We start from the raw sequence: 12,693 nt of genomic DNA on the forward strand, positions 1-12,693 counted from the left end.
GTTACGGCCAACGCGGGGCGACGATTTCGACGACGGCTTCCGCCTGCTTCGCGGCGAAGACAAGAGCCGCATTTATGTCTTCGTTATCGAGGTAGGCGTAGTCCTGCAGGATCTCGTCACGCGGCGCGCCGGAAGACAGTAACGCGAGCACATCTGCGACGCTGATCCGCATACCGCGGATGCAAGGCCGGCCGTGGAGCACCTCAGGGTCGATCGTGATGCGCGCCAGAAGGTCCGACATCTGTTCCTCCGAGGCGCCAAGGCCAACATGGAACGGCCAGGCTGTCAGTCGTCGCCGATCCGCTCCCAAGCCCCCCGGCACGCACCCGGCGCCCCGTCACCGCCCCCATTGCATCCCGCGCCCGTCCCGGGCCAATAATCCGGGATGACGCTGCACGATGTCCGACTCGCCGTTCGCCGGCTCTACGACGGGGCGACTCCGCGCGGGGTCGCGTTCCGCTACGGCCTGTTGGCGTTCGATGTCGTCACCCTGCTGTTCATCGTCGGAACTTCGTTCCTGCCGCGAACGCCGATCATCGAGACGTTCGATCTGGCGTTCGGGGTCTTGATCATGATCGACTTCACCGCGCGGCTATACGCCAGCCGGCGACCGATGCTGGAGTTCGGCCGGCTGGCGACCTGGACCGACCTGGTCGCGATCGCCTCGTTCCTGGCCCCGCTGCCCGGCGAGGGCGCGGGCTTCCTGCGCATCCTGCGCACGCTGCGTGCGTTCCAGGATTACCAGATGCTGACCCGGCTGCGCAGCGACAGCAGCTTCTTCCGCCGCCACGAAGACGTGGTGATCGCCGTGGCGCGGCTGGCCGTGTTCATCTTCGTGATGACGGCGATCGTCTACGAGACCCAGCACTTCCGTAATCCGCAGATCGCCAACTATGCCGACGCGCTGTACTTCACCGTCACCGCGCTGACCACCACCGGGTTCGGCGACATCACGTTGCCCGGCACGTTGGGGCGAATGATCAGCGTGGTGATCATGATCTTCGGCGTGACGCTGTTCTTCAATCTGGCGCGCGCGCTGATCAGTCCGAACAAGGTGCGCTTCCCTTGCCCGACCTGTGGACTGCAGCGGCACGACGCCGATGCGGTGCATTGCAAGGCGTGCGGCACCGTGCTGAATATTCCGGACGAGGGGCGCAACTGAACCTGTTGCGGCGCCCTCGATACCGACAGGACCCGCCATGTTCAGCCGCCGTCTCGTGCTCGCCTCGCTCGCCGCCCTCACTGTGCCAGCCGCGGCGCTGGCACAGGCTCCCAGGCAGAAATCCGGCGATCCTGCCGCACTGCTCACCAGGCTCTACAAGGCCGCCGCCAAGGACAATGCCGGCGGCGCCTTCGTCAACAACGCCAAGGAGCGCGCGAAGTATCTGTCGACGTCGTTCGCCGCACTGTGGACCAAGGCCGAGGCCAAGGTGCCGGACGGCGAGATCGGGCCGATCGATTTCGATCCGGTGAGCAATTCGCAGGATCCGGACATCAAGTCGTTCGTGATCAAGACGGAGCAACAGGACGATGCGCGGGCAACGCTGGCGGTGGCGCTGATCGGCAGCCAGCGACGCAAGGTCGGCGTCGACAGCGTGATCCGCTACGATCTGGTGCGGGACGGCGCCTCGTGGCGGATCGACGACATCCGCGGCAGCGTCGAGGGCCAACCCTGGTCGGTACGGCAGATGCTCGAGGCATCGCTGAAAAACTAATCGAGTCCGTCAACGCGCACGACCGCCGCCGGCGCGACGTAATGTGTACCGTGACGCACGACATCTTCGCAATGGCTCCGGGATTCTCCGGGTTGCGCGACGCAGTCCGGTGTGGCCATACCCTCGGCACGATCCATCGTCGCTGGCAGCAGCCGCGACAAAGCTTCGCTGCCATGCCACGCACCCTTGACATCACCGGGCGCGGCATCACTTGACAGCCAACGGCACGTCCGGCTCCGGCCGGCGCGCCGAACATTGAGAATGAGGGGACGCTATGAGCGGGACTACGACCGAAGCCGATGTGCGCGACAACAAGGCGCTGAACCGCTTCGAACTCGACTCCCATGGCGAGATCGCGTTCGCCAATTATCGCCGCGCCGGCGGCCGCGTCGTCATCACCCACACCGAGACCCCGCCCCCGCTGCGCGGGCGCGGCATCGCCTCGCGTCTGGTGCGCGGCGCGCTCGATCTGATCCGCGCCGAGGGCGCCAAGGTCAGCGCCGGCTGCGGATTCGTCGCCGATTATCTCGACGCTCACCCCGAATACGCCGACCTTACCGCCTGAGGCCTTGGCCGGGCCGCGTGCGCCGTCCGGCAATTGCCCGCTGCGGTCCGCTGTGGCATCGGTTCCCTTGCGCGCGGCGCGTAGGCAGATCCTTTGATCGCCTGCGGTCGCGCTCCGCAGGAGCCGTGAAGATGACTGTTTCACCGCCGCCGGGCTTTCAACCGTTTGCCGTTCAGGACGGCTACATCGGCACCAACGGGCCGTATTATTGGCGTCAAGGCGCCGACGGCCAGCCGGAGTTCGGCTTCCTCAGCGACGAGCGTCACGGCAATCCCAACGGCGTGCTGCACGGCGGCGCGCTGCTCGGCTTTCTCGATACCATCCTGGGATTTTCGGTGGTGCTTGCGGGACAGCGGCGTTGCGCCACGGTGTCGCTCGACAGCCGCTTCATCGCCACCATCGAGCCCGGCGGCTGGATCACCGGCCGCACCACGATGAAGAAGCTGTCGCGCAGCCTGGCCTTCATCGACGCCGAAGCGCTCGCCGGCGACAAGCTGCTGGTGACCACCAGCGCGGTGTTCAGGATCTTCGAGTCCTAACGCGTCGTCACGCGGCAATGCCGTGCCGCAAGCGTGCGGCACGGCAGATCGTCCGAGATGCCGTGTGAAATTAGTGCTTGATATCGGCCGGCAGCTTGCCGCCATTGGCCGCCAGCTTCGCCATCACCTGCTTGTGCAGCCAGATGTTCATCGTGGCGGAATCGTTCATATCGCCGCTGTAGCCGAGCTCCTTGGCGAGCTCTTTGCGGGCCGACAGGCTGGAATCGATATCGAGCGCCTTCATCAGATCGACGATCGAGGTGCGCCACTCCAGCTTCTCGCCCTTGGCCTTCACCGCTTTGTCCAGGATCGGGGCGACGTCGACGGTTTCCGCCGGAGCGGTTTGCGCCGGCGCAGTGCCGGACCCAGCCGTCGTCGTTGTCGACGCGGTCCCGGGCGCCGCGGCGGCGCTGTCGCCGAAAATCGCGCTCATGATCTTGCCGAAAATGCTCATCTGAACTCCCCCTGTTGCGATGCCACGCATCGTCCGCTTCAACAACGTGGATGCCCGTTGGGTTCCCCGCGCGGATCATCGACGCGGCACGAATGCCGCGCCGAAACAGCCTGCACTGCAGCATCGCTCGCTCACCAAAGCTTGAGCAACCACTGGCCGCGAACGGCGTTACGTTACCACCACAGGTCGCGGCAAGTTCGGGTCACAAGACCAGTTCGTTCGTTGCTCTCGCGTCTGGCTCCTTCTGATCGTTCGTGTCCGCGCAAGAAGCGCCCGGCCCGCCGTCCTCGGCGCAACGGCCGGTGATCACCAGTGTCGATCATGGGAGGACGCTACGCATGGCCACGACCTATTCATCCGCTTCACCGGCGATCGCTGAGGACCAGACCGCCCCCGCCGTTCATCGCATTGGCATCGCCGATCTCGGGGCTGCGCTTCGGCAAGGCTGGGACGACTTCAAGGCGGTGCCGAGCCACGCCGTCATGCTGGTGCTGATCTATCCGGCACTGGGTCTGGTGCTGGCGCGGCTGGTGCACGGATACGCGGTGCTGCCGCTGCTGTTTCCACTCGCCGCCGGCTTCGCACTGCTCGGCCCGTTCGCCGCGCTCGGGCTGTACGAACTCAGCCGGCGCCGCGAGCGTGGCGAACCCGCCTCGGCGTGGGATGCGCTCGCCGTGCTGCGGTCACCATCGCTCGGCGCCATGCTCGGCTTCGGCACCATCCTGCTGGCGCTGTTTCTAGTCTGGCTTGCGGTCGCGCAGGCGATCTACGTCTCGCTGTTCGGTTACGCTCCGGCCGCCGCAATTCCGGATTTCGTCCGCCGGGTGCTGACCACGCCGGAAGGCTGGAGCCTGATCCTGCTGGGCTGCGGCGTCGGCTTCCTGTTCGCGCTGGCGGCGCTGTGCCTCAGCGTGGTGGCGTTCCCGATGATGCTGGATCGGCAGTCCGGCATCGGCGATGCGATGGCGACCTCGCTCCGGGTCGTGGCGGCCAATCCGCTGCCGATCGCCGCTTGGGGCGGGATCGTCGCGGTGCTGCTGGTGGTTGGCTCGTTGCCGGCTTTCCTCGGACTTGCGGTGGTCGTTCCGCTGCTCGGTCACGCCACCTGGCATCTCTATCGCAAGGCAGTCGAGCGCAATCCGAATCCGCCGTCGATCCCGCCGTCTCGCTCGCCCAAGCGGTCAGCCGCAGACTTTCCGGCCAATCTGCTGCAGTGGAAGCGCAGAAGCACCTGAAGCATCAGCCTTCGCCCAGCTTCGAATCCGACCGCCGACCTCCCCTCAAAGGTCGGCGGCCGTCTTGTGCATTGCGGCAGGTCAAATCCCTGAATCGCCATGAATGGTCATTCACGACCTCCGTATATATGCGTATAACGCATGGGAACGGACCAGATTGTTCGAACGTCTTAACCCGGAGGGAGGAGACTTCCGGAACTAGAATTCTCCCGCTGACGGCAATTCTCGGACGAGAGGCGTCATATTGATCTGATAATGCACTATATTTTTGCTCGTAGTGCCACGAGGCGGTTTCCATTCGGTTCCGCGCTTTGAGCTGCGAGCAGATCGCAGTACCTAGACCTGCCCGGAGGAGTTAATCATTCCTTCCCGACGGTATGCATTCACGGCTTAGCTGCGGTGCAACATTTTCGCTGCTGGATTTGCGACTCGTCGCCTATATTCCTTTTGACGCTTCGGTTCTTCCGAAGAACTGAATCGTGGACAAGGAGACCATCCCATGCTGCTTTCGCTCATCCGCGCGATCCGCGCGTTCCGGGACTACCAGCGCAATGTCGCCGAACTGTCCCAGCTCAGCGATCGCGAACTGGCCGACATCGGACTTGACCGTTCGGACATCCCGCGCGTCGCTTCGGGTCACTACAACGGCTGACCCGCCTCTTCTGTTTCTGCCCTTTACGGCCAACGCCCGCCTTCTGGCGGGCGTTGTCGTTTGTGGCGGAGCTGAGCAGCGCACAGGACGGGAAACGGATTTGATCCGAGGCTGAAACACGCTAGCTGTAGCCGATGACCAGCAGACCCGACTCCTCCTCCCCCGTTGTTCACGTCATTGGCGCCGGCCTTGCCGGTTCGGAAGCCGCCTGGCAAATCGCGCGCGCCGGTGTGCGCGTCGTGCTGCACGAGATGCGGCCGATCCGGACTACGGAGGCGCACAAGACAGATAGTCTTGCCGAGCTGGTGTGCTCGAATTCGTTCCGCTCCGACGATGCCGCCAACAACGCGGTCGGGCTGCTGCACGCCGAGATGCGCAAGCTCGGCTCATTGATCATGCAGGCCGCTGACGCCAATCAGGTCCCAGCCGGGGGCGCGCTTGCGGTCGATCGCGACGGCTTTTCGGCCGCGGTCACGAAGGCGCTGGCCGAGCATCCGCAAATCGAGATCCGCCGCGAAGAGATTGGCGGCCCGCCGCCGCAGGACTGGACCAACGTCATCGTCGCGACCGGCCCGCTCACGTCCGCACCGCTCGCCGAGGCGATCCGCAGCCTGACCGACGAATCGGCACTCGCGTTCTTCGATGCCATCGCGCCGATCGTGCATCGCGACTCGATCGATATGTCGGTCGCCTGGTTCCAGTCGCGCTACGACAAGGTCGGCCCCGGCGGTACCGGCGCTGACTATCTGAATTGCCCGATGACCCGCGAGCAGTACGACGCCTTCGTCGACGCGCTGATCGAGGGCGAAAAGGTCGATTTCAAAGATTGGGAAAAGGACACGCCGTATTTCGACGGCTGCCTGCCGATCGAGGTGATGGCCGAGCGTGGCCGTGAGACGCTGCGCCACGGTCCGATGAAGCCGGTCGGACTGACCAATCCGCACAACCCGACGGTCAAGCCCTACGCCATCGTCCAGCTCCGCCAGGACAACAAGCTGGGCACGCTGTACAACATGGTCGGCTTCCAAACCAAGTTGAAGCACGGCGCGCAACTGCGCGTTTTCCGAACCATCCCTGGGCTGGAAAACGCCGAATTTGCAAGGCTTGGCGGACTACATCGCAACACGTTTCTGAACTCGCCGAAGCTGCTCGACCAGAGCCTCCGGCTGCACGCGGCGCCGCGGTTGCGGTTCGCCGGGCAGATGACCGGCTGCGAGGGCTACGTCGAGTCCGCGAGCGTCGGCCTATTCGCCGGACTGGCCGCCGCGGCCGATGCGCTCGGCCAGTCGCTGACCCCACCGCCCCCGAGCACGGCACTCGGCGCCCTGCTCGGCCACATCACCGGCGGCCACATCGAAACCATCGACGCCGGCCCGCGCTCGTTTCAGCCGATGAACATCAATTTCGGCCTTTTCCCGCCGCTCGCCAATCCGCCGACCAAAGGACCCGACGGCAAGCGCCTGCGCGGCCCGGAAAAATCGGTCGCACGCAAGCAGGCGCTGTCCGCCCGCGCGCTCGACGATCTGGACGGCTGGATCGCCGCGCATCTGAAGCTGGCGAAGGCGGCGTAGCTCTCCAACGTCACTGCGAGGAGCGAAGCGACGAAGAAGTCCAGCATTTCGCGCTGGACCCTGGGTTGCGTCGCTGCATTCGCGATGACGTAATGGTCTACCGAAACGACCCACTCCGGCTCGCGCGCCACAGCGTCCACAGTGTCGACAGCCGCGAGCGGTCGAACGGCGTGAACGGATCGCGCTCCTGGGCGCCCAGGGGGTCGAGATCGCGGCGGGCGAGCGCCAGAGGCAGGAAGGCGGGGCGAACGGCTGCCGGCAGGTCGCCGAGCTCCTGCAGTGCCTGATCGAGATGCTTGCGCGCCTCGCCGATCACCTCGGTGAGTGCCGCGCGTAGCGCTGGCACCGCCTGCCCACTGAACACCTGCTCCAGCTCGCAGCCGTGCCGCTGCAGCACGTCGTTTGGCAGATAGAGTTGGCGGCGCGCGGAATCGTAAGACAGCCGCGCCACGAACCGTGCGATCCCGACCGCGACGCCGGCATGGCGCGCGACGTGATCGATCGCATCGGCGTGTTGATCGCCCCCCTGCCCGAGCACCCGCGCCCCGAGTGCCAGCAGCGACCCTTCCGTGTCGGCGAGATGCGGCTCGAGCACCGTCCAGTCCGGCATCGGGTCGTTGTAGAGATCGAAGATGTGGGCCTCGATCAGCCGGGTCAGCGGTTCGACCGGCAGGGCATACGCGGCGATGGTCTGCGTCAGCTCGGCCGCGACCGGATTGCCCTCGGCGCCGCCATGCGCGGTGCCGGCAAGCAGATCGCTCCACCATTGCAGCCGCATCTCGCCGGGCAGCGGCTGGCTGACCTGACCGCGAACCCGGACGATTTCGGCATTGAACGCAGCGAGCGCAAACAGCGGCCGGCGCTGCGCGGGCGCAACGAACAGCGACGCCGCATAGCGGTCGAAGTCGGCCTCGCGCACCAATGCCGCGCAGAATGCCGCATCGCTGTCGCCAGAATCGCTCATGGCACAGCGATGAGCGCCGCCGCCACCCGACGGCGCTCGCCGATCATGATGTTGTAGGTGCGGATCGCCGGCGCCGTCTGCATGGTGTCGAGCACGACATTCACCGCGCGCAGCGCCTCGCGCAATTGGCGCGGCGCGATCCAGACGTCGGCGCCGGTGCCGACGAGCAGCGTGTCGATCGCGTTGGCGTTGTCGAACACCCGCTGCAGGCTGTAGCGGTCGATCTGTTCCGGCTTGGTGACATCCCAGCCCCACACCGCATCGGGCAAAAACAGCAGCGATCCCTGATGCGACATGTCGGCAAAATAGAAGCCGCCTTTGCCATAGGCGTCGATCGCCGCAGTGCGCGGAAAGTGCGGAATGTCGGAGCGTTGCGCCAAGCTAGCGTCCCGGTCGAGAGTTCGCGAGAAATCACAGCATCAGGTCGGACCGCGCGGTCGATCGACGACCGCGCAGCGCAGATAGTCCGCTTTCGCGGGTGTTACCGCTTCTTCGGCTTGCCGGCCTTGGCCGGCTTGGCCACCGGCGCCGGATCAGACGGCGCGGAATCGACGAACTTGGCCGGGATTTCCTCGGCCGCGGGCGGCGCAACCGGCTCGGGCTTCGCCGGCTTTTCAGCCGGCTCCTCGAGCCGATGGGTGCCGACACCGAGATAGATCAGGATCGGCGCCGCGATGAAGATCGAGGTGTAGGTGCCGACCAGCACCACGCCGAACATCATCACCGCGGTGAACGAGTGGATCGCGTGGCCGCCGAACAGAAGCAGCGCGAGCAACGCCAGCGTCACGGTGACGTGGGTGATGATCGAGCGCGACAGCGTGGAGTTGATCGACTCGTTGAGAAGCTGCGGCATCGGCATCTTCTTGTAGCGCCGCAGCATCTCGCGGATACGGTCGTAGATCACGACGGTGTCGTTGAGCGAGTAGCCGAGAATGGTCAGCAGCGCCGCGATCGAGGTCAGGTCGAAGTCGACCTGACTGATCGACATGAAGCCGATCGTCAGCACGATGTCGTGGACGTTGGCGATCATCGCGCCGAGCGCGAACTGCCATTCGAACCGGAACCAGAGATAGACCAGGATGCCAAGGATCGCGAGCATCAGGCCGAGCATGCCGAAGGCCAGCAACTCGCTGGAGACACGCGGGCCGACCACTTCGACGCGGCGGTAGTCCACCGAATCGCCGAGCGCGGCACGCACCTTCTGCACCGCCGCCTGCTGCGCCTGATCGCCGCCGGGCTGTTCGGCAACACGGATCAGCACCTCGGCGGGACCGCCGAACTGCTGGAGTTGCACGTCGCCGAGGCCGAGCTTGCTCAGTGTGGCCCGCATTTCGGCGATGTCGGCGGCGCCGGAATGGGCGCGGACTTCGAGCAGCGTGCCGCCCTTGAAGTCGATGCCGAAATTCAGCCCGTGGGTGAAGAACAGCGTGATCGCGGCGATCGACAGGATCGCCGAGATCGGGAAGCTGATCCGGCGGAACCGGGTGAAGTCGAAGTGGGTGTTGTCGGGGACGATCCGCAGCGACGGCAGCCATCCGAAGATGCTGACGACCGTCAGCACCGCGATCAGAACGCCCAGCCCGATCAATATCCAGTGTGTCACGTTTTAGGCTCTCTCGGGTTCGGGACGTCAGATCGGAACGTGGTGCGGCCGCTTCCAGCGCACCCAGGAGGCGACGATCAGCCGGGTCAGGGTGAAGGCGGTGAACACCGTGGTGAGAATGCCGATGCCGAGCGTCACCGCAAAACCGCGCACCGGACCGGTGCCGATGTAGAACAGCACCGCCGCCGCGATGAAGGTGGTGATGTTACTGTCGAGAATCGTCGACAGCGCGCGCTTGAAGCCGGCGTCGATCGCCGAAATCGCGTTGCGGCCGGAGCGCAGCTCTTCGCGGATGCGTTCGTAGATCAGCACGTTGGAGTCGACCGCGATGCCGACGGTGAGCACGATGCCGGCAATGCCGGGCAGCGTCAGCGTGGCGTTGAGCAGCGACAGGATGCCGAAGATCATCGCAACGTTGATCGCCACCGCGATATTGGCGAACACCCCGAACAGCCGGTAGGTCAGCAGCATGAAGATGATCACGAGGATCGAGCCGACATAGGCGGCGAGCTCGCCCTTCTCGATCGAATCCTGGCCGAGGCCGGGGCCGACGGTGCGTTCTTCGATGATGGTGAGCGGCGCCGGCAGCGCACCGGCGCGCAGCAAGATCGCCAGATCGTTGGCGCCCTGGACCGTGAAGTTGCCCGAAATCTGTCCCGAACCGCCGGTGATCGGCTCACGGATCACCGGGGCAGAGATCACCTCGTTGTCGAGCACGATGGCGAACGGCAGACCGACGTTTTCGGTGGTGGCACGCGCGAATTTGCGGGCACCATTGGTGTTGAAGCGGAACGAGACGATCGGCTCGCCGCTGCGCTGGTCGAAGCCGGGCTGCGCGTCGGTGAGGTCGGCGCCGGACACCAGCACCTGCTTCTTGATCACGTAAGGCTGCTTGGGCGACGACGCGCTCATCAACAGCTCGGAATCCGCCGGCACGTTGCCGGCCATCGCCTGATCGCCCGATACCGAGGAATCGACCATGCGGAAGTCGAGCTTGGCGGTCTTGCCGAGCAGCTCCTTCAGCCGGGTCGGATCCTGCAGGCCGGGCACCTGCACCAGGATGCGGTCGGAGCCCTGCCGCTGAATCAGCGGCTCGACGGTGCCGAGTTCGTTGACGCGGCGCTCGACGATCTGGATCGACTGGTCGACAGACTGGCGGATGCGCTCGGCGATCGCCGCGGGCGGCACTGTCAGGCGGATCAGCCCGCCGCCGGCGTCGGAGACGTCGAGGCTGCGCTGGCCGTTGGACCCGAGCAGTCCGCCGAGCGGCTGCGACAGCTCGCGCAGCTTGGTGAGCGCGGCCGGCACGTCGCTCTCTTTGCTGATCCGGACTTCGACCGCGTCACCCTTGGTCGACAGCCCGGTATAAGCGATGCGGGCTTCGCGCAGCACCCGGCGCGCATCGTCGCGCACCGAATCCAGCTTGTCCTTCTTCACCGAATTGGCGTCGACCTCGAGCAGGATGTGCGAGCCACCCTGCAGGTCGAGACCGAGCACGAGATGACGCTGCGCCCATTTCGGCCAGGTCTTGACGGTGTGTTCGGGGAAGAAGTTGGGGACGGCGCAAAGGCACACCGCCAGCGCTGTCAGGATGATCGCCAGCGCCTTCCACCGTGAGATATAAAGCATCGAGTTGTCCCGTCAGAAACCGAAACAGGCGGCGCGCCGAAGCGTCAGCTCGCCGCGCTGTCGTCCTTGGTCGGTTCGGTCTTGTCGCCTTCGGCCTTCGCCGCGGCGTCCTTGTCCTTCTTTCCCTTGGCCTTGCCGTTGGCTTCGGGGGCGTCCTTGACCGGTTCGCCCTTGGTGCGGACGCCGGTGATCATCTGGCGCATCTGGCGCGCGCGAATCCCATCTGCGAGTTCGAACTCGACGGTATCGTCGTCGATCACTTTGGTGACCTTGCCGACCAGACCGCCCGAGGTGATGATGGTATCGCCGCGGCGAATGTTCTTCACCATCTCGGCGTGTTCTTTCACCTTCTTCTGCTGCGGGCGCAGGATCAGGAAATACATGATCACAAAGATCAGCGCGAACGGCAGCAGCGACATGATCATGCTGTTGGCGTCGCCGCCGGCAGCAGCAGCCTGGGCGTAGGCGGGCGTAACGAACATTCGGATTCCCCGTGAAAGCAAACGAGCCGGCCCGGCGCGAGAAGCGACGGCCGGGGGCGTAAATTCGCGCGGACTATAACCGCCGCGGTCCCAATTGCAACGCTGCCAACCCTCTCATTTTCCCGTGTTTCCGCCGCTTGCGAGGCGCCTCCGGGAGGGTTAAGGCTGCCGTTCCAGGAAGGCCGAAAATGACCAAAAAAGCACGCAGCCAAGCCCCCCGCGCCAAGCGCGCCGCCCCCGCCGCCAAGACCTCCCGCCCCGCCCGCGCGGCAAAACGCCCCGCCCCGGCGACCGCCGCGACCTCCGACACCGCGGTATTGGCGCGGATCGCCGTGGCGCTGGAAGCCATCGCTGGGAGGATGGCCGCCCCCGCTCCGGAGCCCGCAACCGAGATCCTGGACCGCGCCGAGGCCTTTATCTGGCAGCCCGAGGGCCGGCTGGCGCCGGTTGGCAAGGTCAGCCGCGTCGAGATGGAGCTGCTGCAGGGCGTCGATCGGATGCGCGACACCTTGATGCAGAACACCGAGCGCTTCGCCACCGGCCTGCCGGCCAACAACGCGCTGCTGTGGGGCGCGCGCGGCATGGGCAAGTCGTCGCTGGTCAAAGCCGCGCACGCCGCGGTCAACGCCAGGCCCGACGTCGATGGCCGCCTCAAGCTGATCGAGATCCACCGCGAGGACATCGAGAGCCTGCCGGTGCTGATGACGCTGCTGCGCGCCTCGGACTACCGCTTCATCGTGTTCTGTGACGACCTGTCGTTCGACGGCAACGACGCCTCCTACAAATCGCTCAAGGCGGTGCTCGAAGGCGGCATCGAGGGCCGGCCGGACAACGTGATTCTCTATGCCACTTCGAACCGCCGGCATCTGCTGGCGCGGGAGATGGTCGAGAACGAGCGCTCGACCGCGATCAATCCCGGCGAGGCAGTCGAGGAGAAGGTGTCGCTGTCGGATCGGTTCGGGCTGTGGCTCGGTTTCCACAAATGCAGCCAGGACGAGTTCCTGGCGATGGTGCGAGGCTACTGCGCGCACTACGGAATCACGATCGACGACGACCAGCTCGAACGCGAAGCGCTGGAATGGTCGACCACGCGCGGCTCACGCTCCGGCCGTGTCGCCTGGCAGTTCGTGCAGGATCTCGCCGGACGGCTCGAGGTGCGGCTCGGCGCCAAGTAATCGCCCGAGCTGCTGGTTCGATCGGACCGGCTGGGACGTTTTCGAGTTCGCAACGCACGCCTTCCGCTCTTAGACTGAGCTGGAGATTTTGGGGGACAGAATCGTGCGC

The 12,693-nt window shown here is 65.5% G+C and carries 15 protein-coding genes; 8 read left to right on the forward strand and 7 right to left on the reverse strand.

The features are described from left to right. Nucleotide 1 precedes the first annotated feature (1 nt). Nucleotides 2–241, reverse strand: a complete 240-nt coding sequence (locus M9H71_RS14045; protein WP_455405593.1) for a DUF433 domain-containing protein — start codon at nt 239–241, stop codon at nt 2–4. Between the two features lie 144 nt (nt 242–385). Here M9H71_RS14045 and M9H71_RS14050 point away from each other — a divergent pair, with 144 nt between their 5' ends. From M9H71_RS14050 to M9H71_RS14065, 4 genes are all read left to right on the forward strand, one after another. Beyond that, nucleotides 386–1,162: a potassium channel family protein gene (locus M9H71_RS14050; RefSeq protein ID WP_455405594.1), complete on the forward strand. Its 777-nt coding sequence runs from the start codon at nt 386–388 to the stop codon at nt 1,160–1,162. A 37-nt stretch (nt 1,163–1,199) separates the two neighbouring features. Further along, nucleotides 1,200–1,715, forward strand: coding sequence for a DUF3828 domain-containing protein (locus M9H71_RS14055; protein ID WP_455405595.1), 516 nt, complete (start codon nt 1,200–1,202; stop codon nt 1,713–1,715). Between the two features lie 274 nt (nt 1,716–1,989). Continuing rightward, nucleotides 1,990–2,280 (forward strand): GNAT family N-acetyltransferase, encoded by a 291-nt coding sequence (locus tag M9H71_RS14060; RefSeq protein ID WP_164607866.1) that lies wholly within the window; start codon nt 1,990–1,992, stop codon nt 2,278–2,280. A gap of 131 nt (nt 2,281–2,411) precedes the next feature. Next, the gene (locus tag M9H71_RS14065) at nt 2,412–2,819 is read left to right on the forward strand and encodes a PaaI family thioesterase (protein WP_455405596.1); all 408 of its coding nucleotides are present in this window, start codon (nt 2,412–2,414) and stop codon (nt 2,817–2,819) included. Between the two features lie 70 nt (nt 2,820–2,889). Here the strand turns inward: M9H71_RS14065 and M9H71_RS14070 are convergent, their stop codons facing one another. Then, nucleotides 2,890–3,273, reverse strand: a complete 384-nt coding sequence (locus M9H71_RS14070) for a DUF3597 domain-containing protein (protein WP_455405597.1) — start codon at nt 3,271–3,273, stop codon at nt 2,890–2,892. A gap of 338 nt (nt 3,274–3,611) precedes the next feature. Here M9H71_RS14070 and M9H71_RS14075 point away from each other — a divergent pair, with 338 nt between their 5' ends. The 3 genes from M9H71_RS14075 to trmFO all read left to right on the forward strand — a co-directional run bounded on the left by M9H71_RS14075 (nt 3,612) and on the right by trmFO (nt 6,731). Continuing rightward, nucleotides 3,612–4,508 (forward strand): DUF2189 domain-containing protein, encoded by an 897-nt coding sequence (locus M9H71_RS14075; protein ID WP_455405598.1) that lies wholly within the window; start codon nt 3,612–3,614, stop codon nt 4,506–4,508. Nucleotides 4,509–5,007: 499 nt separating this feature from the next. Beyond that, complete coding sequence (locus M9H71_RS14080) at nt 5,008–5,160, forward strand: DUF1127 domain-containing protein (RefSeq protein WP_012496279.1); 153 nt, start codon at nt 5,008–5,010, stop codon at nt 5,158–5,160. 134 nt (nt 5,161–5,294) lie between these two features. Then, nucleotides 5,295–6,731, forward strand: a complete 1,437-nt coding sequence (gene trmFO, locus M9H71_RS14085; RefSeq protein WP_455405599.1) for a methylenetetrahydrofolate--tRNA-(uracil(54)-C(5))-methyltransferase (FADH(2)-oxidizing) TrmFO — start codon at nt 5,295–5,297, stop codon at nt 6,729–6,731. A gap of 97 nt (nt 6,732–6,828) precedes the next feature. Here the strand turns inward: trmFO and M9H71_RS14090 are convergent, their stop codons facing one another. The 5 genes from M9H71_RS14090 to yajC all read right to left on the reverse strand — a co-directional run bounded on the left by M9H71_RS14090 (nt 6,829) and on the right by yajC (nt 11,409). Next, entirely contained in the window at nt 6,829–7,695 is an 867-nt protein-coding gene (locus M9H71_RS14090; protein ID WP_455405600.1) for a phytoene/squalene synthase family protein, read from the reverse strand. Further along, a complete protein-coding gene (locus M9H71_RS14095) occupies nt 7,692–8,075 on the reverse strand; it encodes an Mth938-like domain-containing protein (RefSeq protein ID WP_455405601.1) in 384 nt (127 codons plus the stop codon). The genes M9H71_RS14090 and M9H71_RS14095 overlap by 4 nt, the downstream gene beginning before the upstream one ends. 101 nt (nt 8,076–8,176) lie before the next feature. Beyond that, on the reverse strand, nt 8,177–9,298 hold the full coding sequence (gene secF / locus M9H71_RS14100; RefSeq protein ID WP_455405602.1) for a protein translocase subunit SecF: 1,122 nt from the start codon (nt 9,296–9,298) through the stop codon (nt 8,177–8,179). Nucleotides 9,299–9,325: 27 nt separating this feature from the next. Next, nucleotides 9,326–10,927 carry a protein translocase subunit SecD gene (secD, locus tag M9H71_RS14105; RefSeq protein ID WP_455405603.1) on the reverse strand — a complete coding sequence of 534 codons (1,602 nt, stop codon included), beginning with the start codon at nt 10,925–10,927 and terminating at the stop codon, nt 9,326–9,328. Between the two features lie 44 nt (nt 10,928–10,971). Next, the gene (yajC, locus tag M9H71_RS14110) at nt 10,972–11,409 is read right to left on the reverse strand and encodes a preprotein translocase subunit YajC (protein ID WP_455405604.1); all 438 of its coding nucleotides are present in this window, start codon (nt 11,407–11,409) and stop codon (nt 10,972–10,974) included. A gap of 188 nt (nt 11,410–11,597) precedes the next feature. On the opposite strand from yajC, the gene M9H71_RS14115 reads away from it, so the two are divergent. Then, entirely contained in the window at nt 11,598–12,584 is a 987-nt protein-coding gene (locus M9H71_RS14115; protein WP_455405605.1) for an ATP-binding protein, read from the forward strand. The last annotated feature ends 109 nt before the right edge of the window (nt 12,585–12,693 follow it).

Source organism: Rhodopseudomonas parapalustris (assembly GCF_053772255.1).

Excerpts from the sequence above, each read along its gene's own strand:
- M9H71_RS14050 (WP_455405594.1), top strand. The coding sequence starts at position 386 with ATGACGCTGCACGATGTCCGACTCGCCGTTCGCCGGCTCTACGACGGG.
- M9H71_RS14045 (WP_455405593.1), bottom strand. The coding sequence starts at position 241 with ATGTCGGACCTTCTGGCGCGCATCACGATCGACCCTGAGGTGCTCCAC.
- M9H71_RS14060 (WP_164607866.1), top strand. The coding sequence starts at position 1,990 with ATGAGCGGGACTACGACCGAAGCCGATGTGCGCGACAACAAGGCGCTG.
- M9H71_RS14090 (WP_455405600.1), bottom strand. The coding sequence starts at position 7,695 with ATGAGCGATTCTGGCGACAGCGATGCGGCATTCTGCGCGGCATTGGTG.
- M9H71_RS14080 (WP_012496279.1), top strand. The coding sequence starts at position 5,008 with ATGCTGCTTTCGCTCATCCGCGCGATCCGCGCGTTCCGGGACTACCAG.
- yajC (WP_455405604.1), bottom strand. The coding sequence starts at position 11,409 with ATGTTCGTTACGCCCGCCTACGCCCAGGCTGCTGCTGCCGGCGGCGAC.
- M9H71_RS14055 (WP_455405595.1), top strand. The coding sequence starts at position 1,200 with ATGTTCAGCCGCCGTCTCGTGCTCGCCTCGCTCGCCGCCCTCACTGTG.
- secD (WP_455405603.1), bottom strand. The coding sequence starts at position 10,927 with ATGCTTTATATCTCACGGTGGAAGGCGCTGGCGATCATCCTGACAGCG.
- M9H71_RS14115 (WP_455405605.1), top strand. The coding sequence starts at position 11,598 with ATGACCAAAAAAGCACGCAGCCAAGCCCCCCGCGCCAAGCGCGCCGCC.
- M9H71_RS14065 (WP_455405596.1), top strand. The coding sequence starts at position 2,412 with ATGACTGTTTCACCGCCGCCGGGCTTTCAACCGTTTGCCGTTCAGGAC.
- M9H71_RS14070 (WP_455405597.1), bottom strand. The coding sequence starts at position 3,273 with ATGAGCATTTTCGGCAAGATCATGAGCGCGATTTTCGGCGACAGCGCC.
- trmFO (WP_455405599.1), top strand. The coding sequence starts at position 5,295 with ATGACCAGCAGACCCGACTCCTCCTCCCCCGTTGTTCACGTCATTGGC.
- M9H71_RS14075 (WP_455405598.1), top strand. The coding sequence starts at position 3,612 with ATGGCCACGACCTATTCATCCGCTTCACCGGCGATCGCTGAGGACCAG.